Source organism: Porphyrobacter sp. HT-58-2 (genome assembly GCF_002952215.1).
Classification (GTDB): domain Bacteria; phylum Pseudomonadota; class Alphaproteobacteria; order Sphingomonadales; family Sphingomonadaceae; genus Erythrobacter.
Map to the genome: position 1 here is coordinate 2,763,910 of NZ_CP022600.1, position 26,875 is coordinate 2,790,784.

Here is a 26,875-nt window from a genome sequence, read left to right on the forward strand (position 1 = left end):
GCTTTGCGCGCTTGAAATCCGACAAAATCGCTCTTAAATGTGTGCCATGTTCATCGAAACCGAAACCACGCCAAACCCGGCCGCGCTCAAGTTCCTGCCCGGCACCACGGTCATGCCCGCGGGAAGCCGCGAATTCGCCACCCCTGAGGCGGCCGACGCAAGCCCGCTGGCGCAGGCGATCTTCGATACGGGCGAGGTGGTGAATGTCTTCTTCGGGGCCGATTTTGTCTCTGTCACAGCGGCACCCGGCGCAGACTGGAGTGCCTTGAAGCCGCAGGTGATCGCGATCCTGCTCGATCACTTCGTGTCCGAAGCCCCGCTCTTCGCCCCTGCCACCGCAGGCGGCATCGCCGTGCCTCCCCCGGAAGACGACGCCGTGGTTGAAGAACGTCCCGAGGACGCCGAGATCATCGCTGCGATCAACGAGTTGCTCGAAACCCGCGTGCGCCCCGCCGTGGCAGGCGACGGCGGCGACATCGCCTATCGCGGCTTCCGCGACGGGGTGGTTTACCTTACCCTGCAAGGATCATGCTCGGGATGCCCGTCGAGCACGGCGACATTGAAGCATGGCATCGAAGGCCTGCTCAAGCATTACGTCCCCGAAGTCACCGAAGTGCGCGCGGCGTAACCCATGCAGTTTCACGATTCTGCCCTGAGCGCCGAGGCGCTGGCCCAACTGTTCAACGAGGCCCGCAGCTACAACGGCTGGCTCGACAAGCCCGTCAGCGATGAACAGCTCCATGCGATCTGGGATCTGGTGAAGATGGCCCCGACCTCTGCCAACATGCAGCCGGCGCGGATCGTCTGGGTCAAGTCTGCCGAGGCCAAGGCCCGGCTTGCCGACTGCGTGATGGAAGGCAACAAGGCCAAGGTCCTCGCCGCCCCCGTCACCGCCGTGATCGGCTACGATATCGATTTCCACGAGGAACTGCCCTGGCTGTTCCCGCACACCGATGCGAAAAGCTGGTTCGAAGGTGACGAGGAAGGCCGCAAGGAGGGCGCGTTCCGCAATTCCTCGCTGCAAGGTGCTTACCTGATGCTTGCCGCGCGCGCGCTGGGTCTTGATTGCGGGCCGATGTCGGGCTTCGATCAGGCAGCGGTCAACGCCGCCTTTTTTGCCGACACGCCCCGCCACCGGGTCAATTTCATCTGCTCGGTCGGCTATGGTGATCCTGCCAGCATCTTCGACCGCTCGCCCCGCCCGGATTTCGCGCGCTTCAACCGCATCGCCTGAAGCCATTTGCTCGCTTGCGCGCACTCGCTGACTGAGGCAGGGCGCGCTCATGCGGATGCTCGCCATCGAAACCGCCTCCGAGGCCTGCAGCATCGCCCTGTTCGAGGGCGAGAGCATGGTCGCGCATGATCACCGCGTGATCGGTCGCGGCCATGCCGAGGCGCTGGTTCCGATGATTGCCGCACTGCCTGACAAGGGGCGTGCTGCGCGCGTTCTGGTCGGCCTCGGCCCGGGCAGCTTCACCGGGGTACGGATCGGCCTTGCCACAGCGCGGGCGCTCGGCTTTGCGTGGGGTGCGCAAGTGCTGGGCTATCCGACGCTGGCGCTGATGGCAGCACAGGCGCAGACCGACCATCCAGCCAAGCCGCTGACCGTGTGCATTCACGGCGGGCATGGGGAGTGGTTCGTGCAGGATTTCGACACGGATGGTGTGCCTGCCAGCCGGGTTGCCTCGCTCGCCCCCGATGCCGCGGCACAGCGGCCCGTGGCTCCGACCATCGCGGGCAACCGGGCCGAGGCGCTGGCGGCGCTCGTCAGCGGTGAACGGCTTGTGCTTCCCGCACTTCTGCCGGACGCGCGCGCTGTGCCGCTGGTGAAGCAAGACCTGTTCACTGCCAATCTGGCCCCAATCTATGGCCGGGGTGCTGACGCCACCCCGATGGCCGAACGCGCACCGGCATGATGCCATCCTCCGCCCCCTCCCCGATCCTGCTCGACCGGATCATGATGGTGATGGAGGCAGCTTTCGATCCCGCCTATGGCGAGGCCTGGAACCGGCGGCAGGTTGCCGATGCACTGGCGATGCCCAACACTCATGCACTGGTGGTGGATGCGCAAGGCAGGCCGATGCCCGATACGCCCGGCACAGCCCCGGCGGGTTTCGTGCTGACCCGCCACGTGCTCGATGAAGAGGAACTGCTGCTCATCGCCGTCATGCCTGGTGCTCGCCGGCGCGGCGTCGGCGCAGCACTGATCGAACATTTGTTCGCCGCAGCCCGCGACCGCGGCATCGCCCGCATCTTCCTAGAAATGCGGCGCGGCAATCCGGCGATTGCCCTGTATCAGAAATTCGGCTTTGAACCGATTGGCGACAGGCGAAACTATTATCGCATGGCCAATGGCGAAAGAGTTGACGCCATTACTTTTGCCCGATCAATCTAATCAGATAGCATTTGTCGAAAATCCGTGACTAAGCAAAGCCCACCGGTTGCGAATTTCTCTGCAGTCCGGCATGGCCACCTCAGTAGCGCAATTCGAACGACGCTGCAGAGGAACTTACGCAGGATCTCGAAATGGATATGAAAGAAACACTCATCACGCTGACCAGCGACATTGTTGCCGCGCATGTCAGCAACAATGATGTGGCTGTGGCCGATGTGCCTGGTCTCATCACCAACGTCTATGCTGCGCTTGCCAATCTTGGCGAGGCTCCGGTGGTCGAAGAAGTCAAGCCACAGCCAGCCGTATCGATCCGTAATTCGGTAAAGCCTGATTACATCGTCTGCCTTGAAGACGGCAAGAAGCTGAAGATGCTCAAGCGATATCTTCGCACCAATTACGACATGTCGCCGGAAGAATACCGTGCGCGTTGGGGCTTGGCCGCTGATTATCCGATGGTTGCGCCCAACTATGCCGAAAAGCGCCGCGATCTGGCCAAGAAGATCGGTCTCGGCCGCAAGCCCGGAACGCCTGCGCCCAAGACCCGCCGCGCCAGGAAGTCCGCCTGATCCAGGCCACTTCGGGCGCATCGCGCAAAAAGCCGGGCAAGTCGCCCCTGTTGAGAGGGCGGGAACCCTGCTTGAGCAAGCAGCCTCGTCCCTGTAGGGATGAGGCTGTTCTGCTTTAGAGCGGCACCCACTCTCCGCAGGTGCCGCGATTTGGTGATGGAGCATCCCTTGACCCAGAAGATCGATCTCGAACAATTGTGCGCCGAAAAGGGCCTCCGCATCACCGAACAACGCCGGGTGATTGCCAAGGTGCTTTCCGAGAGCGACGACCACCCGGATGTGGAGCTGTTGCACAGCCGCGCTGTCGCAGTCGACCCGCGCATTTCGATCGCGACGGTTTACCGCACCGTCCGCCTGTTCGAAGAAGCAGGCATCCTCGACCGCCACGATTTCGGTGACGGGCGCTCGCGCTATGAACCCGTGCCGGAGGCGCATCACGATCACCTGATCGATGTCGAAACCGGCAAGGTCGTCGAATTCGTCGATCCCGAGGTCGAGGCTTTGCAACGCCAGATCGCCGAACGGCTCGGCTATCGCCTCGTCGATCACCGCATGGAGCTTTACGGCGTGCGGCTCTCCCGCAATGATTAAAGTGGCGCGATGACTGACGCCGAATTGCGCGATGCGGCCGCGCGCGGCGAAGAAACGCCGGTCTCGGTCGCGGGGTGGCTAAGGATCGGGGGGCGGGGACTGGCGCTGGTCAGCCTCATCGCCGTGTTTGTGCCGCTGCACTACCTGTATCGCACGCTGTCCTACGGCTCGCCTTTCCCGATGCTGTTCCTGCGCTATGCGGCACGGGTCTGCGGCGCGAAGGTCGAAGTGAAAGGCACCCACCTGAAGCGCGATGTATTCTTCGTCGCCAATCACTTGTCTTGGGTGGATATTCTGGCGCTGGCCGGTGCAAGCGGGACGGCTTTCGTTGCCAAGGCAGAGCTTGCCGATGCGCCGGTGGTGGGCTGGCTCGCGAGCCTCAACCGCACTGTCTTTGTGAAGCGCGAACACCGCATGGGCGTGGCCGAGCAGATCAATGCGCTCAAGGAGGCACTGGCCGACAACTGGTCGGTAACGGTGTTCCCGGAAGGCACCACCACCGACGGGCAATCATTGCTGCCGTTCAAGACTTCGATGCTGTCTGTGCTCGAGCCGCCGCCGCCGGGCGTGCTGGTGCAGCCGGTGATCCTCGATTATGGCCCGGTGGCCGAATGGATCGGCTGGATCGGGCAGGAAAGCGGCATCAACAACGCGAAGCGGGTTCTGTCACGCAAGGGCACGTTCAAGGTGCGGATCCACTATCTCGAACCCTTCAGCCCTGAAGATTTCCGTGGCCGCAAGGCGATCAGTCAGGAATCGCGCCGCCGGATCGAGGAAGCGTTGCTGGAGGTTCTCGGAAAGCCCCTGCGTCCCTTCGCCCACACGGTGGCACCGGTGCGGTATCAACCGAAGAACGAGGATCAGGCGGCAGGTTAGAGCAGTTTTCGGGACGCCGTATGATCCCGCTCGGCTCTAAAGCCCCGCGCGCACCAGCCAGTCGTGGAAGATCCGCACCGGGCGACTTTCCAGCGCCACGGGCTTGCACACGAACCAGTAGGAATAGGGGCTCTCCACCGGCTTGCCGGGAAGGTTGGTGAGGCGATTGTCGTTGGCGCGGCGCAGGTGATCATCATGCATGATCGCGATGCCGAGACCCTGGGCAGCCGCCTCCAGCATCAGCGCGCCCGAATCGTAATGGTCGATCGCTGCGGGGTCCATCTGCTCCAGCCCGTTGGCCTTCTTCCATGCGACAAAGCTTTCGGGCAGTTCGTTGTGGATCAGGAAGGTCTGCTTGGCCATTACCTCGGGCGTAATGTCAGGGCCAATGCTGCGGGAAGTGTCCTTTGAGCAGATCGCATGGACGAGATTGTGATCGAGCCTGACCGCGTGCAGGCCTGATGCAGGCCCGCGGGACAGGATAATGGCCGCATCAAGCGTGTCGCCCACCCGGTCTTCCAGGTGCGGTGCTGTATCGATGTCGATGTGGAGCAGCGGGTGGCGCTTGCGCAATTCGCCAAGCCGGGGGAACAGACGCTGGCTGCCGAACATGGGCAACACGCCAAGCCGAAGGCGCAAAAGTGCAATATTGTCCGACTGGCTTTCCACCGCCCGCGCCAGCGCTTCCATGTGCGGGTTCACAGCCTCGTAAAAGGCCTGCCCCTCGTCGGTCAGTTGCATCGACTGGCGGGCGCGGGTGAACAGCTTCTTCCCGACGAATTCCTCAAGGTTGCTGATCCGCCGGGAGAGGGCCGAGGGGCTGAGCCCGATCTCCTCCGCTGCCGCCCGGGCTGAACCGAGCCGGACGGTGCGCATGAAAGCTTCGAGCGCGCGCAGAGGGGGAAGACGACGTGCAGGCATGAACTCTCTCCTTGGGTGAGAGCAGATACGCCCGAAAATCGATTTGGATGCAAAAAATCGAAGAAAAAATGCGCTTGTCTGCAAAAAGTTGCGACTATTGCACCTCGTCCGCGTCAATCGGAGGGTGGAGACGCAGGCGCTTGACGTGGGTTTCGTCGCCAGCTGTCACTTCAATCCGCCACCCGCTGGGATGTTCCAGCACCGTGCCGACCGCAGGCACAGCCTCGGCCAGCACAAAGGCGAGCCCGCCGAGCGTATCGACCGCTTCCTCGACTTCGGCAAGACGCGGGTCGATGCGTTCGGCCACGTCGTCCAGCTCGGCGCGGGCATCACAGTCCCACATTCCTTCACCGATCGGACTGATCAGCTCCTCTGGGGCCTCGTCATGCTCGTCCTCGATCTCGCCGACAATTTCCTCGACCAGATCCTCGATCGTAATGAGCCCGTCGGTGCCGGAGAATTCGTCAAGCACGATGGCAAGGTGGACGCGCTGAGTGCGCATGTCGGCAAGGACGTCCAGGGCTCCGCGCGCCTGCGGCACATAGAGCGGCTGACGCATCAGCGTTGTCCAATCCTCAGGCGGGACTGAGCCGTTGGCAATAATCGGAAACACATCCTTGATGTGGATCATCCCGATCACGTGATCGAGCGTCTCGCGATAGACCGGCATGCGCGAATGGCCATGCTCGGAGAAGGCCGCCACCATCTCCGCCCAGCTGATCCCGGCTTCGACCGCAATGATCTCACCGCGCGGCACGGCAACATCATCGGCGTCATGTTCCGAGAAGTGCAACAGGTTGCGCAGCATCTGCCGCTCCACCCGTGACAGGTCACCGCCCGCCTTGCCGCCGTCATCGGCGCTGCCCGGACCGTTTTCGTCCTCATGCTCGTCGATCGCTTCTTCGAGCTGTTCGCGCAAGGAACGCGCGGCTTCAAGCCCGAGGATCTTGCGAAGCGCAGGCCAAAGCCCGCTGCTACTGTCCGCGTCTCCCGCAGGCGACGCAGAGGATGGAGAATCGGCCATGGCCTTCGAAACAGCTCCTGTTGGTTTCAATCGCCATATGGGTCAGCGATGCCCAGTTTGGCAAGTATTCGGGTTTCCAGCGCCTCCATCGCTTCGGCCTGTTCGTCGGAGTCGACATGGTCGTGACCGGCCAGATGGAGCAATCCGTGGACGATCAGATGGGTAGCATGAGCCTCAAGGCTGACACCCTTCTCCGCCGCCTCGCGCGCGCAGGTTTCATGGGCGAGTGCGATATCACCGAGCATTTCGGGCGGGCCTTCCGGGGCAAGGCTTTCGAGTTCCTCGCGCTCCAGCATCGGGAAGCTGAGCACGTTGGTCGGCTTGTCACGCCCGCGCCATTCGCGGTTGAGGCTGTGGACTTCGGCATCGGTGGTGAACAGCAGGCTGACCGTGAGGCGCGGGTTGGCCAGCAGAGTCTCCTCCTCGCTTGCCGCCCCCCGGCGCGCTCTGCCAGAGCCTCCCACTTACCTGCGGGCCAGTGTTCAATGTCGATATCGAGTTGCAAGGTTCAGCGGGCTCTCTGGCTGCCGGTTTTCACGTCACGCAATGGGATACCATCGCAAAAGGGGTCAGGGCCGATATTGACGGTGGGCGCCCATATGTGAGGTTTGGACAATCGGTCATAGCAGATTTTCGTATCCCCCGGCGTTGCGAATACGATGACAGTCGCAAATGCCCAGCACGTCAGGATTATCATGGCAAGGCCGATGCGCCAGGTTCGCGTGACCCGTTCGTTCACCGCGCGCCGGGCAAAGAAGGCTGTCGCGCCGGTGAGATAGGCAGACAGGCCAAGAAACCAGTAATCCTGCTCGTAGAAAGCCATGACGAGAAAGGCCAGAACCAGTCCATAGAGCACAGCATACTTGGCCAGCCAGATGTGTGGCCATGTGCTGGTATCGCTATTGGGATGCTTCATGCCGGAAGGTCAGCCGCCCCCACACGGTCAGCATCCTTGCCCTCATAGGCTTCGACGATCCGGCCCACGATCGGGTGGCGCACGACGTCCGCGGCGCTGAAGCGGATCGTGCCGAAGCCTTCCACCCCTTCGAGCCGTTGCACCGCATCGTTCAATCCGCTCATGCCGGGGCCGCCGGGAATGTCGACCTGCTTCGGATCGCCGCAAATCACCATCCGGCTGTTCTGGCCGAAGCGGGTGAGGAACATCTTCATCTGTTCGCGCGTGGTGTTCTGCGCCTCGTCCAAGATGATGAAGCTGTCCGCCAGCGTGCGCCCGCGCATGAAGGCGATCGGGGCGATCTCGATCTCGCCATTGGCCAGCCGCCGCTCGACCTGTTCGGGCGGCATGCAGTCGTTCAAGGCGTCATAGAGCGGGCGGAGGTAGGGATCGACCTTCTCCTTCATGTCGCCCGGCAGGAAGCCCAGCTTCTCCCCCGCCTCGACCGCCGGGCGCGATAGGATCAGGCGCTGCACGCTGCCGGTGATGAGCTGGCTGACCGCCTGCGCCACCGCGATATAGGTCTTGCCCGTCCCCGCCGGGCCAAGCGCGAAGATGATGTCGTCCTTGGCCAGCGACCGCATGTATTCGATCTGTGTTGCCGAGCGCGGCACGATGGTTTTCTTGCGCGTGCGGATCATGATCGGCGGACCATCCATATCGCCCGCAATGATCCCTTCGAGCGTCGGTTCGGCCGACATCGCAATCAGCGATTCGATCGCCCCGCTGTCCAGCGCCTCGCCCCGCGCCAGCCGGTCATACATGGTCTTCAGCGTCTCGCGGGCGCGGGCGACATCGTCCTCCGGCCCTTCGATCACCACCTGATGGCCGCGGGCGTGGATATAGACCCCAAGCCGGTTTTCGACCTGCACCAGATTGGCGTCGAACTGCCCGAACAGCGGCCCCAGCAAGGCCTGGTTCTCGAAGGTCAGATCGACACGCGCGCGCCGGGGTTCCGGGATGCCGCGCGGATCGGGCGAGAGCGCCGGGTGTCCGGCACGGGAGGGTCGTCGGCCCATGGTTTCCTTTGGCTAAGGCACAAGGGACAATCCCGTGTCCTTGAGTCGCAAAGGTAAGCCTGAGGCAGCGGATAGCAAGCCGGGTGCGGCGAGATGGCGGTGGAAAGTCGTCAGACTGTCACGGTCTGGCGCACCAGCCCCATGAGCGAATTCGGCCCGGCTTCGGCCAGCTCCACCTCGACCATGTCACCGATCGCGGCGGGTGCTTCGAACCACACGCTCTGAAGCCAAGGCGACTTGCCGAGCCACTGACCTTCGTGCTTGCCTCTGCGTTCGACCAGCACGGTGCAGGTCTTGCCGGTGCTGGCCTGATTGAAGGCCATCTGGTGGTGGCCGATGCGCTGCTGGAGGCGCTGGAGCCGCTCGTCCATCACCTCGGGAGCGATCTGCCCCTGCATCGTCGCGGCAGGCGTGCCAGGGCGCGGCGAGTATTTGAAGCTGAAGCAGGCGGCGTAGCGGACTTCATCGACGATGCTGAGGGTGTCCTGAAACTCCGCCTCGGTCTCGCCCGGGAAGCCGACGATGAAATCGCCCGAAAGCGCGATGTCGGGGCGAGCGGCACGGAAGCGCTCGATCAGCTTGAGGTAGCTTTCGGCGGTGTGCTGGCGGTTCATCGCCTTGAGGATGCGGTCATTGCCCGCCTGCACGGGCAGGTGCAGATAGGGCATCAGCTTCGCCACGTCGCCATGGGCGGCGATCAGATCATCGTCCATGTCGTTGGGGTGGCTGGTGGTGTAGCGGATGCGCTCCAGCCCCTCGATCCCGGCCAGCACCCGAATCAGCCCGCCCAGCCCGGTCCCGCGGCCCTTGTCATCCTCGCCGCGCCACGCATTGACGTTCTGGCCGAGCAGGGTGATCTCCTTCGCGCCTGCTTCGACCAGCTTGTGTGCTTCGGTAACGAGATGGCTGAAAGGCCGCGAGATTTCCGCACCGCGGGTATAGGGCACCACGCAATAGGTGCAGAACTTGTCGCAGCCTTCCTGCACCGTCAGAAAGGCGCTGGGGCCACGCTTCTTGCGCTGGGGGAGCGCGTCGAACTTGGCGATGGCGGGCATGTCGGTGTCGGTCGCCCGGCCACCTTCCACCGCCTTATCAAGCATTTGTGGCAGGCGGTGATAGGCCTGCGGGCCGACCACGATGCTCACCGCCGGGGCGCGTGCCATGATCTCCTCGCCCTCGGCCTGCGCGACGCAGCCCGCGACCGCGATCAGCGGTTTCTTCCCCGCCTCCTCGCCTGCCTTCACCAGCCGGCCGATATCGGAATAGACCTTTTCCGCTGCCTTTTCACGGATATGGCAGGTGTTGAGGATGACGAGATCCGCCTCCTCCCCCTCGGGCGCAGGCACAATACCGCGCTCCGCCAAGAGCTCGCCCATGCGCTCGCCGTCATAGACGTTCATCTGGCAGCCGAAGCTCTTGACCCGGTAGGTCTGGGGGGGTGCGGAGGGTTTCATGAGGGGTGCGCCTTTAGCGCCGATCGTCCGCGCGTTCAATCGCGCCGACAGCGCATTGTTCCACGTGAAACCGCGCAACAGGCAGGGGCCAAGACGGGGCGAGAGAAGGTCTGGAGGGGGTCAAAGGGGGGGCAAGCGCGCTCGACACCCCCGCAGACTGGTACGAAAGATCAGGCCACCGTCGCCTTCACAATCTTGCCGGGGCTGCGCGGCGGTTCGCCCTTGGGGATGGCGTGGACGTGTTCCATGCCGCTGATCACCTGGCCCCAGACGGTGTATTGCTTGTCGAGGAAGCGCGCGTCGTCGAGGCAGATGAAGAACTGCGAGTTGGCGCTGTTCGGGTTCTGCGCACGCGCCATCGAGCACACGCCTTCGACGTGCGGCTCGGCGTTGAATTCGGCGGCGAGGTCGGGCTTGTCGCTGCCGCCCATGCCGGTGCCGGTCGGATCGCCGCCCTGCGCCATGAAACCGGCGATCACGCGGTGGAAGATCACCCCGTCGTAGAAGCCTTCCTGCGCCAGCTCGGTGATGCGCGCGACGTGGCCGGGGGCCAGATCAGGGCGCAGCTTGATGACGACATCGCCGGTCTCGCCGGTGCCGTTGTCGAGGGTGAAGGTAAGGGTTTCGGCCATTTCGATGTGTCTCCTGATGGAATTTGCTCCGGCTTTACGCAGCCAATCGCTGCCTGTCACCCTCCAGCCTTGCTTTTCATTCCTCCCCCCGTAAACGCCTCATATGACCGATGATCGCATCCTCGATGAAGACCTTGCGCTCGCCGATGTGGGCGAGGTCGAGGTGCGTCCGGATGACCGCGTCGATGATGAACGCCACGACGAGGAAAACCGGCTCAAGCCGGAATATGTCAGCGCCGTCCATCTTGCACTGGAAGCGGGTGACAAGGGCGCGGTCTATGATCTGGTCGAGCCGCTCCACGCCGCCGACATTGCCGACCTCATCGAACTGCTCGAACCGCGCGAGCGCGCGCAGCTCGCCGCGGCCATCACCGACCTGATGACCGGCGACGTGATCGCCGAACTCAACGATTACGTCCGCGAAGACCTGATGGACACGCTGTCCGCGCAGGCAGTCGCAACCATCGCGGAACAGCTCGACACCGATGATGCGGTGCAGCTGATCGAAGACCTCGACGAGGCCGATCAGCGCGCGGTTATAGCCGAGCTGGAGCCGGAAACCCGCGAAGCAGTCTCCAGCGCGCTCGCCTATCCCGAAGAGACCGCCGGACGCCTGATGAGCCGGCACTTCGTGGCGGTGCCGGAGCATATGAGCGTGGGCGACCTGATCGATTATCTGCGCGAGGAAGGCGATCTCGAACATGACTTCTTCGAAGTCTTCGTGATCGACGAGCGGCATCACCCGGTCGGCACCTGCGCGCTCTCTTGGGTGCTCACCACACCCCGAAGCGTGCGCCTGACCGACGTGATGAAGCGCGAACAGACCCTGATCCCGGTGACGATGGATCAGGAAGAGGTCGCGCTGATGTTCCAGAAATACGCGCTGATCTCGGCCGCTGTGGTGGATGAAAGCGGCCGGCTGGTTGGGCAGATGACGGTCGACGATATCGTCCACATCATCTCCGAGGAAGCGGGCGAGGACGCGCTGCTGCTGTCCGGCGCGGGCGACGGGGACATCAACGAGCCGATCCGCGAGGCTTACACCGCGCGGGTGCGCTGGCTGATCGCCAATCTGGGGACGGCGGTGGTGGCCTCGGCGATCATCGCCTTTTTCGGCGCTGCCATCGAACAACTTGTCGCACTCGCCGTGCTGATGCCGATTGTCGCCAGCATCGGCGGCAATGCCGGGACACAGACGATGGCCGTGGCGGTGCGCGCAATCGCGACCAATCAGCTGACACGCTCCAACACCCGGCGCATCCTGTGGCGCGAATTCCGCGTGGCGCTGCTCAATGGCGGCACCATCGCGCTGTTGATCGGCGCGGCGGCGGCGGTGCTGTTCACCCCGCTGATGGGCGTGGTGATTGCGCTGGCGATGATTATCAACATCGCCGTGGCAGGGCTGGCTGGCGTGCTGGTGCCGGTGATCTTCGAGCGGCTCGATCAGGATCCGGCGGTGGCGAGCAGCGTGTTCGTGACCATGATCACCGACTCGATGGGCTTCTTCGCCTTCCTAGGTTTGGCAGTGGCGGCAGGTCTCGCCCCGCTTTAACCCTCGTCTCCGAGAGACTATCGGGGAGAGTGCAATGGCAGGACGGGTTTCGGGCAAGGTGGTGCTGCTGACCGGCGGCGCGATGGGCCTCGGCAAGGCAGCGACCAAGGCGCTGCTGGCCGAGGGCGCGACAGTGATCATCACCGACATCGACGAAGCCGCAGGCCGCGCCACGGCGGAGGAACTGGGCTGCGGCTTCCTCCATCAGGACGTCACCGACTGGGCGCGCTGGCAAGCGGTCATAGCCGAGGTCGAAGCCACCCACGGTCGGCTCGACGTGCTGGTCAACAATGCCGCGATCACCGTGTTCGGAAGCATCGCCGACATCTCGCCTGAGGATTTCCGGCGTTGCTACACCGTCGATGTCGATTCGATCTTCATGGGCTGCAAGGCGGCGATCCCCTTGATGGCCAAGGGGGGCGGGGGCTCCATCGTCAATTTCTCCAGCGCGGCGGGCAACAAGCCCTCGCCCGATCTTGCCGCCTATAACTCCGCCAAGGCGGCGGTGGTGACCCTGACCAAAAGCATCGCGCTCTATTGCGCACGGGAGAAGAACGGCGTGCGGGTCAACTCTGTCCAGCCGGGGACGATCCTGACCCCCAATGTCGAAAGCGTGATCGCCGGAACGCCCGATCCCGATGCCACCCGCGCGGCCTTTTCGGTTGCGCAGCCCATCGGCCGCATGGGATTGCCTGAGGATATCGCGCATCTGGTGGTCTACCTTGCCAGCGACGAAAGCAAGTTTGCCACCGGCGCACCCTTCATTGTGGACGGGGGCCTCTCCATCGCTTGATCGCGGGGCGCTTTGCCCCACATTGGCGCCATGCCTCTCCACCTTACCAAAATCGCCTTCGGGGCGAAAAGCTATGACCAATTGGCGCGCTGGTTTGACGGGCGCGAAGCCATCGGCCTCACGACCCGCAACCGTCCGACCCGGCACGAGGAATGCATCGGCGGCTCGCTTTACTGGATCATCAATCACGCGATCGTGGCGCGTTCGCCGATCCTCGGCTTTGCCAAGACTGATGACGGGCGCTGGGACATCGTGCTGGAGCCGCGCCTGATCCGCGTCCATACGCAACCCAAGCGCGCGCATCAGGGCTGGCGTTACCTTACCGAGGACAAAGCGCCGCGCGATGTCGCGGAGGGCGAGGATATCGGCGATGCCCTGCCCGGCCGTCTCGCGATGAAGCTGGAGCGGCTCGGCCTCGTCTGATCAGGGCGTGCGACTGCACCCGCTTCAGGGTTTTGGCGGCGCGCTCCACCACGAAAGCGTCTGGTTGTCGTGGGCCGATGTCCACACGCCTGCGGGCGTCCAGCGCAGCGCGCCGCTGCCCACCGCCGCACCCATCCGCGCGCGGATCGCGCCGCTCTCGGGATCGATCACCACCATCGTCTGATCGTCAGTGGTGCGCAGCCACACCGCCCCGCCGCCGGTGTCGATATCGCCCCACTTGAGATTGTCGCCAACCTTGGTGCGGCCCGCCACTGCCAGCGTGTCCGGATCGACCTTGGCCACGGTGCCGTCGCCCTGTTCCTGCACCCACACCGCGCCCTCGCCCGCCGCGAGGAAGCCCGGCGTATCGCCCAGCGCCGCGGTGCCGGTGACGGTGTTGGTGGCCGGGTCGATCCGCTGGAGCAGCTTGCCCTCGCTGCTGACGGCCCAGATCGCGTCGAAACCATAAGCGAGATACCAGGTCTCAGGCGCGACCGGGATGGTGGCGATCACTGCGTTGGTGGCTGGATCGATCCGCGCGACCTTGCCGGCCGGGTCGCTCGCCACCCAGACCGAGCCTGCGCCCGCGACCACATTGGTCTCGCCCTTGGCATTGGCTAGCCCGGTGGCGACCTTGGCTTCGAGCGTCGCAGTCTCGAGATTGATGCGATAGATCTCCGCACCCTTGCAATTGGCGACCCACAGCGACCCTTCGGCAATCGCCATAGTCCCGCACGGGCGCGGCACGGCAAAGCTGGCGAGCTTTTCGGACGTCGACCATTTCTCGACCCGCCCGTCATTGGTGACCCAGACGGCATCGCCATCGACCGCGAGAAAATCGGCAAAGCCCGGCACCTGCAGCGCCTTTTCGACGAGATCGGGCGCGGGGCCTTCTGCCGGAGGCGGCGGATCACCCGGGCCGCAGGAAGAGGCCAGCAGGGCCGAAGCCATGAGAAGCGAGAACGGGCGTGCTGCCGGGTATCGGGCCATCGCAATCCTTTCCTGTATCGTCCGGGCGCGGGGCTCGCAGGCAGGCGCAACCCCGGCAAGACTGGCATGATGGTCGCGGATATTACACTTTTTAGCAATCGTAATAATTCCCCATAGACAAAAGCGGCTGATGGGGTGATGCTGCGACTGCGAAAGGATTCCGAATCATGCTCCATCAGCTTCGCCGCGCGGCCCGCTTCCTCTTGATCGCCTGCGCCTTGGCGGTCGCTGGGTGTTCGGAAACGGAGGGGCCGGCCGAGCCGCGCACCGAATTCACCATCGGCTGGTCGATCTACGCCGGATGGATGCCCTGGCCCTATGCCGAGCAGGCCGGGATCGTGAAGAAATGGGGCGATAAATACGGCATCACGATCAAGTTCGTGCAGGTCAACGACTATGTCGAAAGCGTCAACCAGTACACCGCTGGCAAGCTGGACGGGGTGACGGTCGCCAACATGGATGCGCTGACCATTCCGGCGGCGGGCGGCAAGGATACCAGCGCGATCATCCTCGGCGACTATTCCAACGGCAATGACGCGGTGCTCCTGAAAGGCGCAAGCGATGTGGGGGCGATCAAGGGGCGCGAAGTCAATCTGGTCGAGCTGTCGGTGTCACACTACCTGCTCGCCCGCGCGCTCGAAAAGAACGGCATGAAGCTGACCGACGTCAAGACGGTCAACACCGCCGATGCCGACATCGCCAGCGCCTTCGCCTCGCCTGAGGTCACCGCCGCCGTGGCCTGGAACCCGCAGGTGACGACGATGAAGGGCGTTCCCGGCACCACTGCTGTCTTCACCTCGGCCGATATTCCGGGCGAGATTCTCGATCTGCTGGTGGTCGACACCGCTACGCTCAAGGCCAATCCGAACCTCGGCAAGGCGCTCGCGGGCATCTGGTACGAGACGATGGCACTGATGGCCAAGCAGGATGCCGAAGGCGCTGCCGCGCGCGCGGCCATGGCCAAGCTGGCTGGCACCACGCCGGAAGCCTTCGAAGGCCAGCTCGCCACGACCTTCCTCTACACTAACCCGGCAGCGGCGGTGGCGGCAATGGAATCGCCCGATCTCGTCACCACCATGACCCGCGTGCGCGATTTCAGCTTCGCTCAAGGCTTGTTCGGTCAGGGCGCGCGCTCAGCGGATGCGGTGGGCATGGAGTTCCCCGGCGGCAAGACGCTGGGGGATCCGAACGCGATCACCTTGCGCTTCGATCCGACGTTCATGCAACTGGCCGCCGACGGCAAGCTGTAAGGGCGGCGGGCGGATAGCGGGGGCCGAGGCGATGCGCTGGGTAAACCGCACAATCAGCCGCAGCAATGCACTGCTGCTTGGCGCGCTCCCGCTGGGGGTGCTGGCGCTCGGCTATATCTTCGCCGCTGCGGCCCGCCATGCGGGAAATCCCGCCGACAAGATCCTGCCCCTGCCCGGCGCGATGGCGAGCGCCATGGCGGCGCTGGTGTTCGAAGCCGATCCGCTCTCGGGGCAATACCTGTTCTGGGCTGATACCATCGCCAGCCTCAGCAGGCTCGGCATGGGCCTCGGCATTGCCACGCTGTCGGCGCTGCTGGTAGGCCTCGTTCTCGGCGCGCTGCCGCCGGTGCGCGCCACATTTGGTCCAACGGTAACGGCGATCGCGGTCATCCCGCCGATTGCGCTGCTGCCGATCCTGTTCATCACCTTCGGCCTTGGCGAGACCGCCAAGGTGGCGCTGATCGTGGTCGGGATCACTCCCTTCATGATCCGTGATCTGGCCGGACATATCGCCGCCCTGCCACGCGAACAGGTGGTAAAGTCGCTGACGCTGGGCGCATCGAGCTGGCAATTGCTGCTGCGCGTCGCCTTGCCGCAGGCCATGCCGCGGCTGATTCAGGCGCTGCGCCTGTCGCTCGGCCCGGCCTGGGTGTTCCTGATCTCGGCTGAAGCCATCGCGGCGGATGTGGGCCTTGGCTACCGCATCTTCCTTGTCCGGCGCTATCTCGCGATGGACGTGATCCTGCCTTATGTTGCGTGGATCGCGTTGCTGGCTGTCGCCATCGATTTCCTGCTGACCCGCACCAGCCGCAGCCTGTTCGGCTGGGCGCACAAGGCGGGGCATTGATCGGATGCTGAGCCTTGCCAACGTCTGGGTCGAATATGGCGAGAGGGTGGTGCTCGAACGCATCAGCCTCGACATTGCCGAGGGCTCTTTCGTGTCGATCATCGGGCCTTCGGGGGCGGGCAAGAGCAGCCTTTTGCGCGTCATCCTCGGGCAGGACCAACCGAGCCGAGGCAGCATCACCCTAGACGGCGCGCCCCTGCCCAGGGAATGCGGGCCGGATCGCGGGGTGGTGTTCCAGCGCTATTCGGTCTTCCCGCATCTGACTGTGCTCGGCAATACGCTGCTGGGGCTGGAATTCGCGCAGGCGCCGCTGGCCGCGCGCCTGTTTGGCGGAACCCGCAAGGCCGCCATCGCGCAGGCGCAGGAAATGCTCGCCGCAGTCGGCCTCGCCGACAGCATGAACCTCTACCCCAGCGAAATGTCAGGCGGGATGCAGCAGCGCCTCGCGATTGCGCAGGCGCTGATCAAGCGGCCGCGCATCCTCTTGCTCGACGAGCCGTTCGGCGCGCTCGATCCCGGCATCCGCACCGACATGCACGCGCTCATCACCCGGCTGTGGCGCGAATTCGGCCTCACCATCGTCATGGTAACCCACGACATCAAGGAAGCCTTTGGGCTCGGCACGCGGGTGCTCACGCTCGACAAGCGCCGCCACGATCCGCACGCGCCGCATCGTTACGGCGCAGGCGTGATCTACGACATCACGCTGACGCGGAAAATGGCGGCGGGGATTGGCGAGGATACTGGTATTACGATTGACACGATTGGTAATAATTGAGATGGCCAAACCATGAGCACTCCAGAGCCTTCGCGCCCCGAACCTGCACGGTTGGCCCGCCTGTCCATGAGCCTTCCGGCAGACCTGTTCCGCCAGCTCGACGTGATGGTGGAAGAACGCGGGCTCCCGTCCCGCTCGCAGCTGATCGCCGAGCTGATCCGTCATGCACTGGCCGAGCATGAGGCACTGACCCGCCCGGACGATATGCTCGCTGGCACGGTCACCATCGTCTATGCCGGCGGCGGCGGAAGGGTGCGCCAGCAGCTTGCCGAGACCCAGAGCGATTACCTCAAGGAGGTCATCTCCTCGCAGCACGTCTTCCTCGAACAGGATCAGTCGCTTGAAGTGCTGCTGGTGCAAGGCCCGGCAGTGCGGCTGAAGCAGATGTGCGATGCATTGCGCAAGATCAGGGGCGTGCAGCAATTGCAGCTGGTCACCACCACCGCCCTGCTGCCGCCGCTGCACGAACAGGACGCAGCCGGTGCGCCAGATGCGACCGACCCCGCGCAGGAGGCCGCCGAATGAGCCAGACGGCAGATCCGAAGGCCGCCCGCGAACACGCCCGCGCCCAAGGCGGCACGCGGGTAGAGACCATGCCGATCCTCCCGCCGGTGGCCGACGACCTGCCCGACGATGTTGCCCCTGCCGACCTCGTTTGGGAGGAAACCGTCGCGCCGGGGGGCTACACCTCGCGGAGGCTGTCACGCGGCACCCGCCTGCGCCTGATCGACAAGGGCGGCGATGCCTGCGCCTCGCTCAACATCTTCAATGCCGAATTGCCGACCGAACGGCTCAATGTTGCCGACACCGTCAAGGTACAATGGAACGCCTACCTCGGTGTCGGCAAACTGCTGCTGTCGGACATGGGCCGGGTGCTGATGAGCATCCTTGCCGACGATGCGGAAACCCATGACGCTTTCTGCGGCACCTCCAACGCCGCCACCAATGAAGCGAAATATGGCGAGGGGCGCAATTCCGGCGCCTTCCCCAATGGTCGCGACCGGCTGATCCTGGGCGCGGCCAAGCACGGGCTGACGCGGCGCGATGTTCACCCGTGCATCAACCTGTTCAAGGGCACGCGGATCGAGGCCGACGGGGCGATCACGCCGGTCATCGGCCCCTTCGCTCCGGGACGCAGCGTGGTTCTGCGGGCCGAGATGGACGTGATCGTGGTCATCGCCAACTGCCCCCACGTGCGCGACCCGCGCCCCGAATATTGCTCCACCCCGCTGCGCCTCACCGCATGGCGCGGCGCGATCACGCCCGAAACCGACCCGCTGCGCAATGCCACGCCAGAAGGGCAGCGCGCCTTCCTCAATGTCGAGGACTATTACCGCCGCTGAGACAGGAAAACCCTGCCATGACTGACGATACGGCCCTCTCCGGCCTTTCCGGTTCCATCGTTCTCGACACCATCGTCCCGGAACGTGCGCCCTGGCTGCACCATGTTGCCAAGGGGCAGACGCTGCGCATCGTCGATGTCGAGGGCAATCAGGCGGTCGATTTCCTGATCTATGCCGCCTCCGACGATGCCGAGCGTTATTCGGCGCAGGACACCGTCGCCGCGCAGGGCAACCTGTTCCTGCGCACCGGCACCGTGCTGCTGTCGAACGAGGGCAACCCGATGATGACGATCGCCGGCTCCGCGGTCGATTATCACGACACGATCGGCGGGGCGTGTTCGTGCGAATCCAATACTTTGCGCTACGGACATCACACGAGACATCAGCACGCCTGCGTCGACAATTTCCTCGAAGCCAACCTCACCCAAGGGCGCGGCAAGCGCGACATCGTGTCCAACATCAACTTCTTCATGAACGTGCCGGTGGAAGAGGATGGAACGCTCGGGATTGTCGACGGAATTTCAGCACCGGGCCTGACAGTCGATCTCAGAGCCGAGATGGACGTGGTCGTGGTCGTGTCCAACTGCCCGCAAATCAACAATCCCTGCAACGCCTTCAACCCCACCCCCGTGCGCATGATCGTTGCGGCATGAGTTTCGACACGGTCCTCGTCGCCAATCGGGGCGCGATTGCCACCCGGATCATCCGCACCTGTCGGCGGATGGGGCTGAAATCGGTGGCGGTCTATTCCGAGGCCGATGCAGGCTCGCTCCACGTGGCGCAGGCCGATGTGGCGGTGTGCATCGGCCCCGCCCCCGCCGCCGAAAGCTACCTCAACGTCGCCGCGATTCTTGCCGCAGCGCAGGCGACCGGCGCGGGTGCAATCCATCCGGGCTACGGCTTCCTCGCCGAGAACGCCGACTTCGCCGAACAATGCGCCGCGGTGGGAATCGCCTTCATCGGGCCGACGCCTGACAACATCCGCACCTTCGGCCTCAAGCATTCCGCCCGCGCACTGGCCGAGGCGCATGACCTGCCGCTCGCTCCCGGCACGGGCCTCTTGACCGGCGAGGACGAGGCGGCAGAGGCTGCCGCGCGCATCGGCTATCCGGTGATGCTCAAGGCCACGGCAGGCGGCGGCGGCATCGGCATGCGGATCTGCGAAACCGAGGCCGCCGTGCGCGAGGGCTTTGCCGCTGTCGTCCGGCAGGGGCAGGCGAGTTTCGGCGATGCGGGCGTGTTCCTTGAACGCTACATCGCCAATGCCCGCCACATCGAGGTGCAGGTCTTCGGCGACGGGCAGGGCCGCGTCATGGCGCTGGGCGAACGCGACTGTTCGCTCCAGCGCCGCAACCAGAAGGTGGTCGAGGAAGCCCCCGCCCCCAACCTGCCTGAAGCCAAGCGCGCCGCGCTGATCGCGGCGGCGGTGCGATTGGGCGAAGTGGCACGATACCTTTCGGCGGGAACGGTCGAATTCCTCTATGATGCCGACCGCGCGGAATTCTTCTTCCTCGAAATGAACACCCGGCTTCAGGTCGAACACGGCGTCACCGAGGAGGTGATGGGGATCGACCTCGTCGAATGGATGATCCGCGGCGCGGCGGGCGATTTCGCCATGCTGGATGCCCCAGCGCCGACCCCCAAGGGCCATAGCGTGCAGGTGCGGCTCTACGCTGAAGACCCGGCATTGGATTACCGCCCGACCACGGGCAAGCTTACCAATGTCGTCTTTCCCGGCGATGTCAGGGCCGAGACCTGGGTGATGGCGGGCAGCAATGTCAGCGCCTTTTACGATCCGATGCTGGCCAAGCTGATTACACATGCGGCAACCCGCGAGGACGCGATTGCGGCGATGCAGGTCGCGCTCGCAGCATCGCGCGTGGACGGGATCGAGACCAACCTCAGGTGGCTGCGCGATGTGCTCGGCGAACCCCGCTTCATCAGCGGCGATGTCACCACCCGCCTGCTGGCGAGCGTCACCCACCACCCCGCCAGCATCCGGGTAATCTCCGGCGGCACATCGACCACGGTGCAGGACTGGCCCGGCCGGCTCGGCCTGTGGGACGTGGGCGTGCCGCCTTCGGGGCCGATGGATGATCGCTCGCTTCGGCTCGGCAATCTGCTGCTCGGCAACCCCGAAGGCACGGCGGGGCTGGAAATCACTGCCAGCGGCCCGACCCTGCTGTTTGAGGCACCTGCGCGCATCTGCCTGACGGGCGCGGATTTCGGCGCGAAGCTGGACGGCGCGCCGGTGGCGCTCGGCCAGCCGCTCGACGTTGCCGCCGGGCAGACGCTTGCCATGGGGCGGGTCAGCGGCGGGGGGATGCGCGGCTATATCCTGTTCGCGGGCGGGCTCGACATTCCCGCCTATCTCGGCAGCGCGAGCACCTTCACGCTCGGCCAGTTCGGCGGCCACGCCGCGCGCGCGCTGGTGGCGGGCGATGTGCTGCACCTCGCCGGGGGCGAGACCACGGCCCCGGCACTGGCCGGGGGCCTGCCACCGCTCGGCAAGAGCTGGGAGCTGCGCGTCCTCTACGGCCCCCACGGCACGCCCGATTTCTTCACGCCGGATGATATCGCCCGCTTCCTCGCCGCCGATTGGCAGGTGCATTACAACTCCAACCGCACCGGGGTGCGTCTCGTCGGTCCCAAGCCGGAATGGGCGCGGCGCGACGGGGGCGAGGCGGGGCTGCATCCGTCGAACATCCACGACAACCCCTATGCCATCGGCGCGGTCGATTTCACCGGCGACATGCCGATCATCCTCGGGCCGGACGGGCCATCGCTGGGCGGGTTCGTCTGCCCCTTCACCGTGATCGCCGCCGACCGCTGGAAGATCGGGCAACTTGCGCCCGATGACCGGGTGCGCTTCGTCCCCGTCACCATCGACGACGCCATGGCTGCCGACGCCGCGCCGCTCACCGCCCTGCCCGCGCCGACAGCAGCGCGAAGCATTGCCACCCTCTCCCCGATCCTCGCCGAATTGCCCGCGCAAGGCGCCCGCCCGCGCGTCACATGGCGCCAGCAGGGGGATCGCAACATCCTCGTCGAATATGGCGAGATCGTGCTCGATATCGAACTGCGCATCCGCGTCCACGCGCTGATGCAGCAGCTCGAAGCGATGCAGCTTCCCGGCGTGATCGACATCACCCCCGGCATCCGTTCGCTGCAATTGCATTTCGACGGCAAGGTGCTCGATCAGGCGGGCGCGCTCGCGGCGCTGATGCAGGCCGAGGAGGCAATGGGCGATCTGGAGGATTTCACCACGCCGTCGCGCATCGTCCACCTGCCGCTGAGCTGGCGCGATCCCGCGATCACCGAGACCATCGAGAAATACATGGGCGCAGTGCGCGACGATGCGCCGTGGTGCCCGGACAATATCGAGTTCATCCGCCGCATCAACGGCCTTGCCGATACGCAGGCGGTGGAAGACCTGATCTTCGATGCCAGCTACCTCGTGCTAGGCCTCGGCGATGTCTATCTCGGCGCGCCGGTGGCGACACCGGTCGATCCGCGCCACCGGCTGGTGACCACCAAATACAATCCCGCGCGCACCTGGACCCCGCCCAACGTGGTCGGCATCGGTGGGGCTTACATGTGCATCTACGGCATGGAAGGGCCGGGCGGTTACCAGCTGTTCGGGCGCACCATCCAGGTGTGGAACACCCACCGGCAAACCGATGCTTTCGTCGATGGCAAGCCGTGGCTGCTCAGGTTCTTCGACCAGATCCGCTTCTATCCGGTCTCGGCAGAGGAACTGGCCGAATGGCGGCGCGATTTTCCCACCGGGCGGCGGTCGATCCGGGTGGAGGAGACCACCTTCCGCCTCGCCGATTACCGCGCCTTCCTGAAGGAAAATGCCGACAGCATCGCCACGTTCGAGGCCCAGCGACAGGCCGCCTTCGATGCCGAACGCGCCGCGTGGGAGGCAAGCGGCGAATTCGACCGCGTCACCGATCTGCTTGCCGAAGATGCGCCCGGAGCGGCCGAAGCCATCGACCTGCCCGAAGGTACCGACCTGATCGAGGCGCCCTTTGGCGGCTCTGTGTGGAAGCTGCTGGTCGCTCCCGGTGACGAGGTGGCCGAAGGCGAGGTTATCGCCGTGATCGAGGCGATGAAGATGGAATGCCCCTTGGAAAGCCCGGCCAGTGGCACCATCGCCGCGCTCTATATCGAGGAACGCCAGTCGCTCCAGCCTGGCGCGCCGATGCTGGCGCTGAGGAGAGCCTCGTGACCGCGCCCGAACGCCTTTCCGCCGGGGCCATCGCAGCCGCCGTCACTGCGGGCGAGAGCAGCGCGGTCGCGGTGATGGAAGCCACGCTCGCCCGGCTCGCCGCCTATGACGCGATCCAGCCGCAGGTGTGGATCAGCCGCGCCGACCCGCAAGCCCTGCTGGACGCCGCCCGCGCCATCGACGCGCGCGTGGCGGCAGGCGAGTACCTGCCGCTGGCAGGCGTGCCCTATGCCGCCAAGGACAATATCGATGTTGCGGGGCTTGAGACCACCGCCGCCTGCCCCGCCTTCGCCTATCAGCCGGAACGCTCGGCGACGGTGATCGAACGGCTTGAGGGGGCGGGCGCGATCTGCGTCGGCAAGACCAATCTCGACCAGTTCGCCACCGGCCTTGTCGGTACGCGCAGCCCCTATGGCGCGCCGCGCAACGCCAGCAACCTCGCCTATGTCAGCGGCGGATCGAGTTCCGGCTCGGCGGTGGCGGTGGCGGCGGGGCTGGTCGCCTTCGCGCTCGCCACCGATACGGCGGGATCGGGGCGGGTTCCGGCGGCGTTCAACCACCTCGTCGGGCTGAAGCCGACCAAGGGCCGCTGGAGCACGCAGGGGCTGGTGCCCGCGTGTCGCAGCATCGACTGCATCACCGTGTTCACCGACGCGCCCGGCGATGCGGCGCTGGTCGACAGCGTGGTTGCGGGGTTCGATGCGGCCGACCCCTTCTCGCGCCCGCTGGCCGATGTGGCGATTGCGGGCAAGCGCATCGGCGTTCCGCGCCCTGACCAGCGGGTGTTCTTCGGCGATTTGCAGTCGGAGGAACTCTACGCGCGCGCACTGGCGGTGCTGGGCCAGACGCACGCGCTGGTCGAAGTGGACATCGCCCCGCTGCTCGAAGCCGCGCAATTGCTCTATGGCGGGCCGTGGGTGGCCGAGCGCACTGCTGCGGTCGAAGCCCTGCTGCAGAGCGATCCCGATGCTATCGAACCCACCGTGCGCAGCATCCTTGAACCCGGTCTCGCAATGACCGCGGTCGAGACCTGGAACGGGATCTATCGCCTCGCCGAACTCGCCCGCCATGCCGAGGCACTGTGGCACCACGTCGATGCGCTCGCCTTCCCCACCACTGGCACCACCTATCGCGTCGCCGAACTGGCCGCGGCGCCGGTGGCGCTCAACAGCAATCTCGGGCGCTACACCAATTTCGTCAATTTGTTGGACATGGCTGCGGTCGCGGTACCGGCAGGCGCGCGGCACAACGGCACAGGCTTCGGCATCACTCTGATCGGCCCGGCGCACAGCGACCTCGCGCTGATCGCCATGGCGCAGGATTATCTCGCAGCCGCAATGCTTCCCGCCCTCCCCCCGCTTGACCTTGGAGACCACATGGACACCGTCAAACTCGCCGTCGTCGGCGCGCATCTTGAAGGCATGCCGCTGCACTGGCAGCTCACCAGCCGGAGCGCGAAATTCATCGGTGCATTCACCACCGCGCCGACCTATCGCCTTTACGCCATGGCCGATTCTGTTCCGCCCAAGCCTGCCCTCGTGCACAGCCCCGATGGCGGCGAAATCGCACTCGAGGTGTATGAGCTGGGCATGGCCGAATTCGGCAGCTTCGTTGCCGAAGTCCCGCCGCCGCTGGCGATCGGCACGGTCACGCTTGCCGACGGCACCAGCGTCAAGGGCTTCGTCGCCGAGCCGCGCGCGACCCTTGGGGCCGAGGACATCACCCATCTGGGCGGCTGGCGCGCCTATATCGGGAGGGACTGATTGCCGAACGATGCCGCCGATACCCTGCTGACATTGCTGCATGAACGCGGCGAGGATGCGCATGCGGCGACGCTGGCGGCGTTGCTCGACGATTACGCAGCACTGGCCCGCGCCAAGGACGCTGCCGAAGCCGCCAACGAAGCCAAGACCCGCTTCCTCGCCAGCGTCAGCCACGAGATTCGCTCGCCGCTCAATGCGATCTACGGCTATGCCCAGCTGCTTGAACGCGGCGAAGGACACAATCCGGTCGAAGCGGGCAAGGTCATCCGCCGCAGCGCCGAACACCTGTCCAACCTTGTCGAAGGCCTGCTCGATATCGCGCAGGTCGAAAGCGGATCATTGAAGCTGGCGCGCAACACGATCCGCTTTCCTGCCTTTCTGCGGCAGGTGGTCGACATGTTCGCTCCGCAAGCGACGATGAAGGGTCTGTCACTCACACTGGATGCACCGCCAAGCCTGCCCGAATTCGTCCGCACCGATCCCAAGCGTTTGCGGCAGGTGCTTATCAATCTCCTGTCCAACGCCATCAAGTTCACCGATCATGGGACAGTCGCGCTGAAGGTGCATTACCGCAACCAGCTGGCGCGGTTCGAGGTGGTCGACAGCGGGATCGGCATCCCGCCCGATGACATGGCGCGCATCCTGATGCCGTTCGAGCGCGGCGGCGGCGCTTCCGCAGAGCGGGCAGGGGTCGGCCTCGGCCTCGCGATCACGCAGGCGCTGGTGCATATCATGGGCGGCGAACTGACGGTGGAGAGCACGCCCGATGAAGGCTCGCGCTTCATCGTCCGGCTGATGCTCTCGCAGCCCCTGACGCCGCCTGCGGATCTGCCAGAGGGCGAGACGCCGCACCTTTACCTCGGGCGCGAGCGCAGGCTGTTGCTGATCGATGATGATCCCGCACACCGCGAAGCCCTGCGCGCCCTGCTGGAGGCGCGCGGCTTTCGGGTAAAGAGCGCCGCCAGCGGCGAAGAAGGGCTGGCACAGGCAGGCGACATGCAGCTCGATCTGGTTCTGCTCGATGTCTCCATGCCGGGCATGAGCGGGTGGGAGACAGCGGCATTGCTGCGCCAGCGCCATGGCCAACGGCTCAGGATTGTAATGCTATCGGGCGAAGCGCAGCAGTCGGGCCCGGAGGAGAATGGTGCTCCGGTCAACGATGTGTTCGTGACCAAGCCGTTCGATTTCGCCGTGCTGCTCGACGTCATCAGCCAACAGCTCGGTCTGGAATGGCCGCAGCCGCCCACAAGCGCAAAGGACGACGCCCACGCCGCGCTGCCCACCTTGATGGTGGCAGAGGCCCGGCCCCACTTGGACGAAATCGCACGGCTGGTGCGGATCGGCCATGTCCGCGCGATCGAGGCGCAGATCGATGCCATCGCCGCGCTAGGACCGCAGGCGGCTGCATTGGCAGAGCGGATGCGCGTGTATCTTGACGCTTTCGACCTCAAGGCGCTGGCAGCGCTGGCGCGGACGGAGAACGGGACATGATTGCGACAGACCGCCCATCCAGCGCGCGCGACTGCATTCTGGTGGTCGACGACAATCCTGAATCATTGCGCTTTCTGGTCGATACTCTCGAAGCAGAAGGCATGGACGTGCTGATCGCTCGCAGCGGCGAGGCAACGCTTGAACTGCTGGGCGAGGTGTTGCCCCATCTCATCCTGATGGATGCGGTGATGCCGGGCCTGTCGGGGCTGGAGACCACCCGCCGGATCAAGGCGAACCCGGCGAGCGCGCATATCCCGGTGATCTTCATGACCGGCCTGACCGATCCTGATCATGTCATCGCTGCCCTTGAAACCGGCGGGGTCGACTACGTCCGCAAGCCTGTGGTGGTCGGCGAACTGCTGGCGCGCATGAGGGTGCATCTTGCCAATGCCCGCGCCTCGTACCGCTCGCGCCTCGCCTTGGGCCGCGCCGGGCGCAGCCTTGCGGCTATCGGCATTGCAGGCGACCTGCTGTGGTGCACGCCGCAGGCCGAGGGCCTGTTTCAGCGCCTTGACCCTGACTGGGACAGCAACAGCAGCAGGGTGCCGTTAGGCCTTGCTCCCGCCCTTGCCCAATTGCGCGGCGATCCGGGCCACGGCAGCAACGTCACGCTCAAGCTTGCCGGGATCGAGATCGAGGTCGCGCTGGCCGAAAGCGACCGCCCCGAAGAGGCGCTGTTCAAGATCACCGAAGTGGGCGAGGCTTCCAAGGTCGATGTCCTGCTGCGCAACACCGATCTGACCCGGCGCGAGGCCGAGGTGCTGTTGTGGGTCAGCTATGGCAAGACCAACCGCACGGTCAGCGAGATTCTCGGCATCAGCCCGCGCACGGTCAACAAGCACCTGGAGCAGGTGTTCCGAAAGCTCGGTGTGGAAACGCGCGCTGCCGCAACTGCAGTCGCTGTGCGGTATCTTTCTGAATAAATTCAGACACCTGAACCAAAGGGGTGTCGATCAGCCGCACACCCTACGTCATTTG

27 protein-coding genes and 1 pseudogene are annotated in these 26,875 nt (G+C 64.9%); 20 read left to right on the forward strand and 8 right to left on the reverse strand.

The features are described from left to right. Positions 1-46: 46 nt before the first annotated feature. The 7 genes from CHX26_RS13025 to CHX26_RS13055 all read left to right on the forward strand — a co-directional run bounded on the left by CHX26_RS13025 (position 47) and on the right by CHX26_RS13055 (position 4,428). On the forward strand, positions 47-628 hold the full coding sequence (locus CHX26_RS13025; RefSeq protein ID WP_104942737.1) for a NifU family protein: 582 nt from the start codon (positions 47-49) through the stop codon (positions 626-628). Between the two features lie 3 nt (positions 629-631). Then, on the forward strand, positions 632-1,234 hold the full coding sequence (locus tag CHX26_RS13030) for a malonic semialdehyde reductase (protein ID WP_104942738.1): 603 nt from the start codon (positions 632-634) through the stop codon (positions 1,232-1,234). A 49-nt stretch (positions 1,235-1,283) separates the two neighbouring features. Next, the gene (tsaB, locus tag CHX26_RS13035) at positions 1,284-1,916 is read left to right on the forward strand and encodes a tRNA (adenosine(37)-N6)-threonylcarbamoyltransferase complex dimerization subunit type 1 TsaB (RefSeq protein WP_104942739.1); all 633 of its coding nucleotides are present in this window, start codon (positions 1,284-1,286) and stop codon (positions 1,914-1,916) included. Continuing rightward, a complete protein-coding gene (locus CHX26_RS13040) occupies positions 1,916-2,395 on the forward strand; it encodes a GNAT family N-acetyltransferase (protein ID WP_442956931.1) in 480 nt (159 codons plus the stop codon). The genes tsaB and CHX26_RS13040 overlap by 1 nt, the downstream gene beginning before the upstream one ends. A 131-nt stretch (positions 2,396-2,526) precedes the next feature. Beyond that, on the forward strand, positions 2,527-2,961 hold the full coding sequence (locus CHX26_RS13045; RefSeq protein WP_104942740.1) for a MucR family transcriptional regulator: 435 nt from the start codon (positions 2,527-2,529) through the stop codon (positions 2,959-2,961). Between the two features lie 168 nt (positions 2,962-3,129). After that, the gene (locus tag CHX26_RS13050) at positions 3,130-3,552 is read left to right on the forward strand and encodes a Fur family transcriptional regulator (protein WP_086609250.1); all 423 of its coding nucleotides are present in this window, start codon (positions 3,130-3,132) and stop codon (positions 3,550-3,552) included. 9 nt (positions 3,553-3,561) lie between these two features. Beyond that, positions 3,562-4,428 carry a lysophospholipid acyltransferase family protein gene (locus CHX26_RS13055; RefSeq protein WP_104942741.1) on the forward strand — a complete coding sequence of 289 codons (867 nt, stop codon included), beginning with the start codon at positions 3,562-3,564 and terminating at the stop codon, positions 4,426-4,428. 36 nt (positions 4,429-4,464) lie between these two features. Here CHX26_RS13055 and CHX26_RS13060 read toward each other — a convergent pair whose 3' ends face one another. From CHX26_RS13060 to CHX26_RS13090, 7 genes and pseudogenes are all read right to left on the reverse strand, one after another. Beyond that, on the reverse strand, positions 4,465-5,349 hold the full coding sequence (locus tag CHX26_RS13060) for a LysR substrate-binding domain-containing protein (RefSeq protein WP_104942742.1): 885 nt from the start codon (positions 5,347-5,349) through the stop codon (positions 4,465-4,467). Positions 5,350-5,443: 94 nt separating this feature from the next. Further along, positions 5,444-6,373 (reverse strand): hemolysin family protein, encoded by a 930-nt coding sequence (locus tag CHX26_RS13065; RefSeq protein WP_104942743.1) that lies wholly within the window; start codon positions 6,371-6,373, stop codon positions 5,444-5,446. Positions 6,374-6,399: 26 nt separating this feature from the next. Beyond that, positions 6,400-6,878: pseudogene (gene ybeY / locus CHX26_RS13070) on the reverse strand (rRNA maturation RNase YbeY). A gap of 3 nt (positions 6,879-6,881) precedes the next feature. Further along, complete coding sequence (locus CHX26_RS13075) at positions 6,882-7,289, reverse strand: hypothetical protein (protein ID WP_104942744.1); 408 nt, start codon at positions 7,287-7,289, stop codon at positions 6,882-6,884. Continuing rightward, the gene (locus CHX26_RS13080) at positions 7,286-8,347 is read right to left on the reverse strand and encodes a PhoH family protein (RefSeq protein WP_104942745.1); all 1,062 of its coding nucleotides are present in this window, start codon (positions 8,345-8,347) and stop codon (positions 7,286-7,288) included. Before CHX26_RS13080 ends, CHX26_RS13075 begins: the two co-directional genes overlap by 4 nt. Positions 8,348-8,457: 110 nt before the next feature. Then, the gene (miaB, locus tag CHX26_RS13085; protein WP_104942746.1) at positions 8,458-9,801 is read right to left on the reverse strand and encodes a tRNA (N6-isopentenyl adenosine(37)-C2)-methylthiotransferase MiaB; all 1,344 of its coding nucleotides are present in this window, start codon (positions 9,799-9,801) and stop codon (positions 8,458-8,460) included. A 170-nt stretch (positions 9,802-9,971) separates the two neighbouring features. Further along, positions 9,972-10,433 carry a peptidylprolyl isomerase gene (locus tag CHX26_RS13090; protein WP_104942747.1) on the reverse strand — a complete coding sequence of 154 codons (462 nt, stop codon included), beginning with the start codon at positions 10,431-10,433 and terminating at the stop codon, positions 9,972-9,974. 103 nt (positions 10,434-10,536) lie between these two features. Between CHX26_RS13090 and mgtE the strand changes: the two genes are divergently transcribed. Genes mgtE through CHX26_RS13105 form a run of 3 tightly spaced genes read left to right on the forward strand, consistent with a single transcriptional unit; the run spans position 10,537 to position 13,201 of the window. Beyond that, positions 10,537-11,985: a magnesium transporter gene (mgtE, locus tag CHX26_RS13095; RefSeq protein WP_104942748.1), complete on the forward strand. Its 1,449-nt coding sequence runs from the start codon at positions 10,537-10,539 to the stop codon at positions 11,983-11,985. Positions 11,986-12,019: 34 nt separating this feature from the next. Continuing rightward, positions 12,020-12,778 (forward strand): glucose 1-dehydrogenase, encoded by a 759-nt coding sequence (locus CHX26_RS13100; RefSeq protein WP_104942749.1) that lies wholly within the window; start codon positions 12,020-12,022, stop codon positions 12,776-12,778. A gap of 30 nt (positions 12,779-12,808) precedes the next feature. Beyond that, a complete protein-coding gene (locus CHX26_RS13105) occupies positions 12,809-13,201 on the forward strand; it encodes a DUF1489 family protein (protein ID WP_104942750.1) in 393 nt (130 codons plus the stop codon). 24 nt (positions 13,202-13,225) lie between these two features. Here CHX26_RS13105 and CHX26_RS13110 read toward each other — a convergent pair whose 3' ends face one another. After that, the gene (locus CHX26_RS13110) at positions 13,226-14,152 is read right to left on the reverse strand and encodes a Vgb family protein (RefSeq protein ID WP_233997161.1); all 927 of its coding nucleotides are present in this window, start codon (positions 14,150-14,152) and stop codon (positions 13,226-13,228) included. 206 nt (positions 14,153-14,358) lie between these two features. Here CHX26_RS13110 and CHX26_RS13115 point away from each other — a divergent pair, with 206 nt between their 5' ends. Genes CHX26_RS13115 through CHX26_RS13160 form a run of 10 tightly spaced genes read left to right on the forward strand, consistent with a single transcriptional unit; the run spans position 14,359 to position 26,820 of the window. Then, on the forward strand, positions 14,359-15,441 hold the full coding sequence (locus tag CHX26_RS13115; RefSeq protein WP_104942752.1) for a putative urea ABC transporter substrate-binding protein: 1,083 nt from the start codon (positions 14,359-14,361) through the stop codon (positions 15,439-15,441). Between the two features lie 31 nt (positions 15,442-15,472). Beyond that, positions 15,473-16,288 carry an ABC transporter permease gene (locus tag CHX26_RS13120; RefSeq protein ID WP_104942753.1) on the forward strand — a complete coding sequence of 272 codons (816 nt, stop codon included), beginning with the start codon at positions 15,473-15,475 and terminating at the stop codon, positions 16,286-16,288. After that, positions 16,284-17,066, forward strand: a complete 783-nt coding sequence (locus CHX26_RS13125; RefSeq protein ID WP_172449918.1) for an ABC transporter ATP-binding protein — start codon at positions 16,284-16,286, stop codon at positions 17,064-17,066. Before CHX26_RS13120 ends, CHX26_RS13125 begins: the two co-directional genes overlap by 5 nt. A 12-nt stretch (positions 17,067-17,078) precedes the next feature. Beyond that, positions 17,079-17,591, forward strand: coding sequence for a CopG family ribbon-helix-helix protein (locus tag CHX26_RS13130; protein WP_104942755.1), 513 nt, complete (start codon positions 17,079-17,081; stop codon positions 17,589-17,591). Continuing rightward, positions 17,588-18,409: an urea amidolyase associated protein UAAP1 gene (locus tag CHX26_RS13135; RefSeq protein ID WP_104942756.1), complete on the forward strand. Its 822-nt coding sequence runs from the start codon at positions 17,588-17,590 to the stop codon at positions 18,407-18,409. The genes CHX26_RS13130 and CHX26_RS13135 overlap by 4 nt, the downstream gene beginning before the upstream one ends. Positions 18,410-18,426: 17 nt before the next feature. Continuing rightward, entirely contained in the window at positions 18,427-19,062 is a 636-nt protein-coding gene (locus tag CHX26_RS13140; protein ID WP_104942757.1) for an urea amidolyase associated protein UAAP2, read from the forward strand. Continuing rightward, on the forward strand, positions 19,059-22,643 hold the full coding sequence (gene uca, locus CHX26_RS13145; protein ID WP_104942758.1) for an urea carboxylase: 3,585 nt from the start codon (positions 19,059-19,061) through the stop codon (positions 22,641-22,643). Before CHX26_RS13140 ends, uca begins: the two co-directional genes overlap by 4 nt. Further along, complete coding sequence (atzF, locus tag CHX26_RS13150) at positions 22,640-24,406, forward strand: allophanate hydrolase (RefSeq protein WP_104942759.1); 1,767 nt, start codon at positions 22,640-22,642, stop codon at positions 24,404-24,406. The genes uca and atzF overlap by 4 nt, the downstream gene beginning before the upstream one ends. Beyond that, the gene (locus CHX26_RS13155; protein WP_104942760.1) at positions 24,407-25,897 is read left to right on the forward strand and encodes an ATP-binding response regulator; all 1,491 of its coding nucleotides are present in this window, start codon (positions 24,407-24,409) and stop codon (positions 25,895-25,897) included. Further along, positions 25,894-26,820, forward strand: coding sequence for a response regulator (locus CHX26_RS13160; RefSeq protein ID WP_104942761.1), 927 nt, complete (start codon positions 25,894-25,896; stop codon positions 26,818-26,820). Before CHX26_RS13155 ends, CHX26_RS13160 begins: the two co-directional genes overlap by 4 nt. The last annotated feature ends 55 nt before the right edge of the window (positions 26,821-26,875 follow it).

Coding starts and splice junctions, on each gene's coding strand:
- CHX26_RS13025 (WP_104942737.1), top strand. CDS start 47: ATGTTCATCGAAACCGAAACCACGCCAAACCCGGCCGCGCTCAAGTTC.
- CHX26_RS13030 (WP_104942738.1), top strand. CDS start 632: ATGCAGTTTCACGATTCTGCCCTGAGCGCCGAGGCGCTGGCCCAACTG.
- tsaB (WP_104942739.1), top strand. CDS start 1,284: ATGCGGATGCTCGCCATCGAAACCGCCTCCGAGGCCTGCAGCATCGCC.
- CHX26_RS13040 (WP_442956931.1), top strand. CDS start 1,916: ATGCCATCCTCCGCCCCCTCCCCGATCCTGCTCGACCGGATCATGATG.
- CHX26_RS13045 (WP_104942740.1), top strand. CDS start 2,527: ATGGATATGAAAGAAACACTCATCACGCTGACCAGCGACATTGTTGCC.
- CHX26_RS13055 (WP_104942741.1), top strand. CDS start 3,562: ATGACTGACGCCGAATTGCGCGATGCGGCCGCGCGCGGCGAAGAAACG.
- CHX26_RS13060 (WP_104942742.1), bottom strand. CDS start 5,349: ATGCCTGCACGTCGTCTTCCCCCTCTGCGCGCGCTCGAAGCTTTCATG.
- CHX26_RS13065 (WP_104942743.1), bottom strand. CDS start 6,373: ATGGCCGATTCTCCATCCTCTGCGTCGCCTGCGGGAGACGCGGACAGT.
- CHX26_RS13075 (WP_104942744.1), bottom strand. CDS start 7,289: ATGAAGCATCCCAATAGCGATACCAGCACATGGCCACACATCTGGCTG.
- CHX26_RS13080 (WP_104942745.1), bottom strand. CDS start 8,347: ATGGGCCGACGACCCTCCCGTGCCGGACACCCGGCGCTCTCGCCCGAT.
- miaB (WP_104942746.1), bottom strand. CDS start 9,801: ATGAAACCCTCCGCACCCCCCCAGACCTACCGGGTCAAGAGCTTCGGC.
- CHX26_RS13090 (WP_104942747.1), bottom strand. CDS start 10,433: ATGGCCGAAACCCTTACCTTCACCCTCGACAACGGCACCGGCGAGACC.
- mgtE (WP_104942748.1), top strand. CDS start 10,537: ATGACCGATGATCGCATCCTCGATGAAGACCTTGCGCTCGCCGATGTG.
- CHX26_RS13100 (WP_104942749.1), top strand. CDS start 12,020: ATGGCAGGACGGGTTTCGGGCAAGGTGGTGCTGCTGACCGGCGGCGCG.
- CHX26_RS13105 (WP_104942750.1), top strand. CDS start 12,809: ATGCCTCTCCACCTTACCAAAATCGCCTTCGGGGCGAAAAGCTATGAC.
- CHX26_RS13110 (WP_233997161.1), bottom strand. CDS start 14,152: ATGGCTTCGGCCCTGCTGGCCTCTTCCTGCGGCCCGGGTGATCCGCCG.
- CHX26_RS13115 (WP_104942752.1), top strand. CDS start 14,359: ATGCTCCATCAGCTTCGCCGCGCGGCCCGCTTCCTCTTGATCGCCTGC.
- CHX26_RS13120 (WP_104942753.1), top strand. CDS start 15,473: ATGCGCTGGGTAAACCGCACAATCAGCCGCAGCAATGCACTGCTGCTT.
- CHX26_RS13130 (WP_104942755.1), top strand. CDS start 17,079: ATGAGCACTCCAGAGCCTTCGCGCCCCGAACCTGCACGGTTGGCCCGC.
- CHX26_RS13135 (WP_104942756.1), top strand. CDS start 17,588: ATGAGCCAGACGGCAGATCCGAAGGCCGCCCGCGAACACGCCCGCGCC.
- CHX26_RS13140 (WP_104942757.1), top strand. CDS start 18,427: ATGACTGACGATACGGCCCTCTCCGGCCTTTCCGGTTCCATCGTTCTC.
- uca (WP_104942758.1), top strand. CDS start 19,059: ATGAGTTTCGACACGGTCCTCGTCGCCAATCGGGGCGCGATTGCCACC.
- CHX26_RS13160 (WP_104942761.1), top strand. CDS start 25,894: ATGATTGCGACAGACCGCCCATCCAGCGCGCGCGACTGCATTCTGGTG.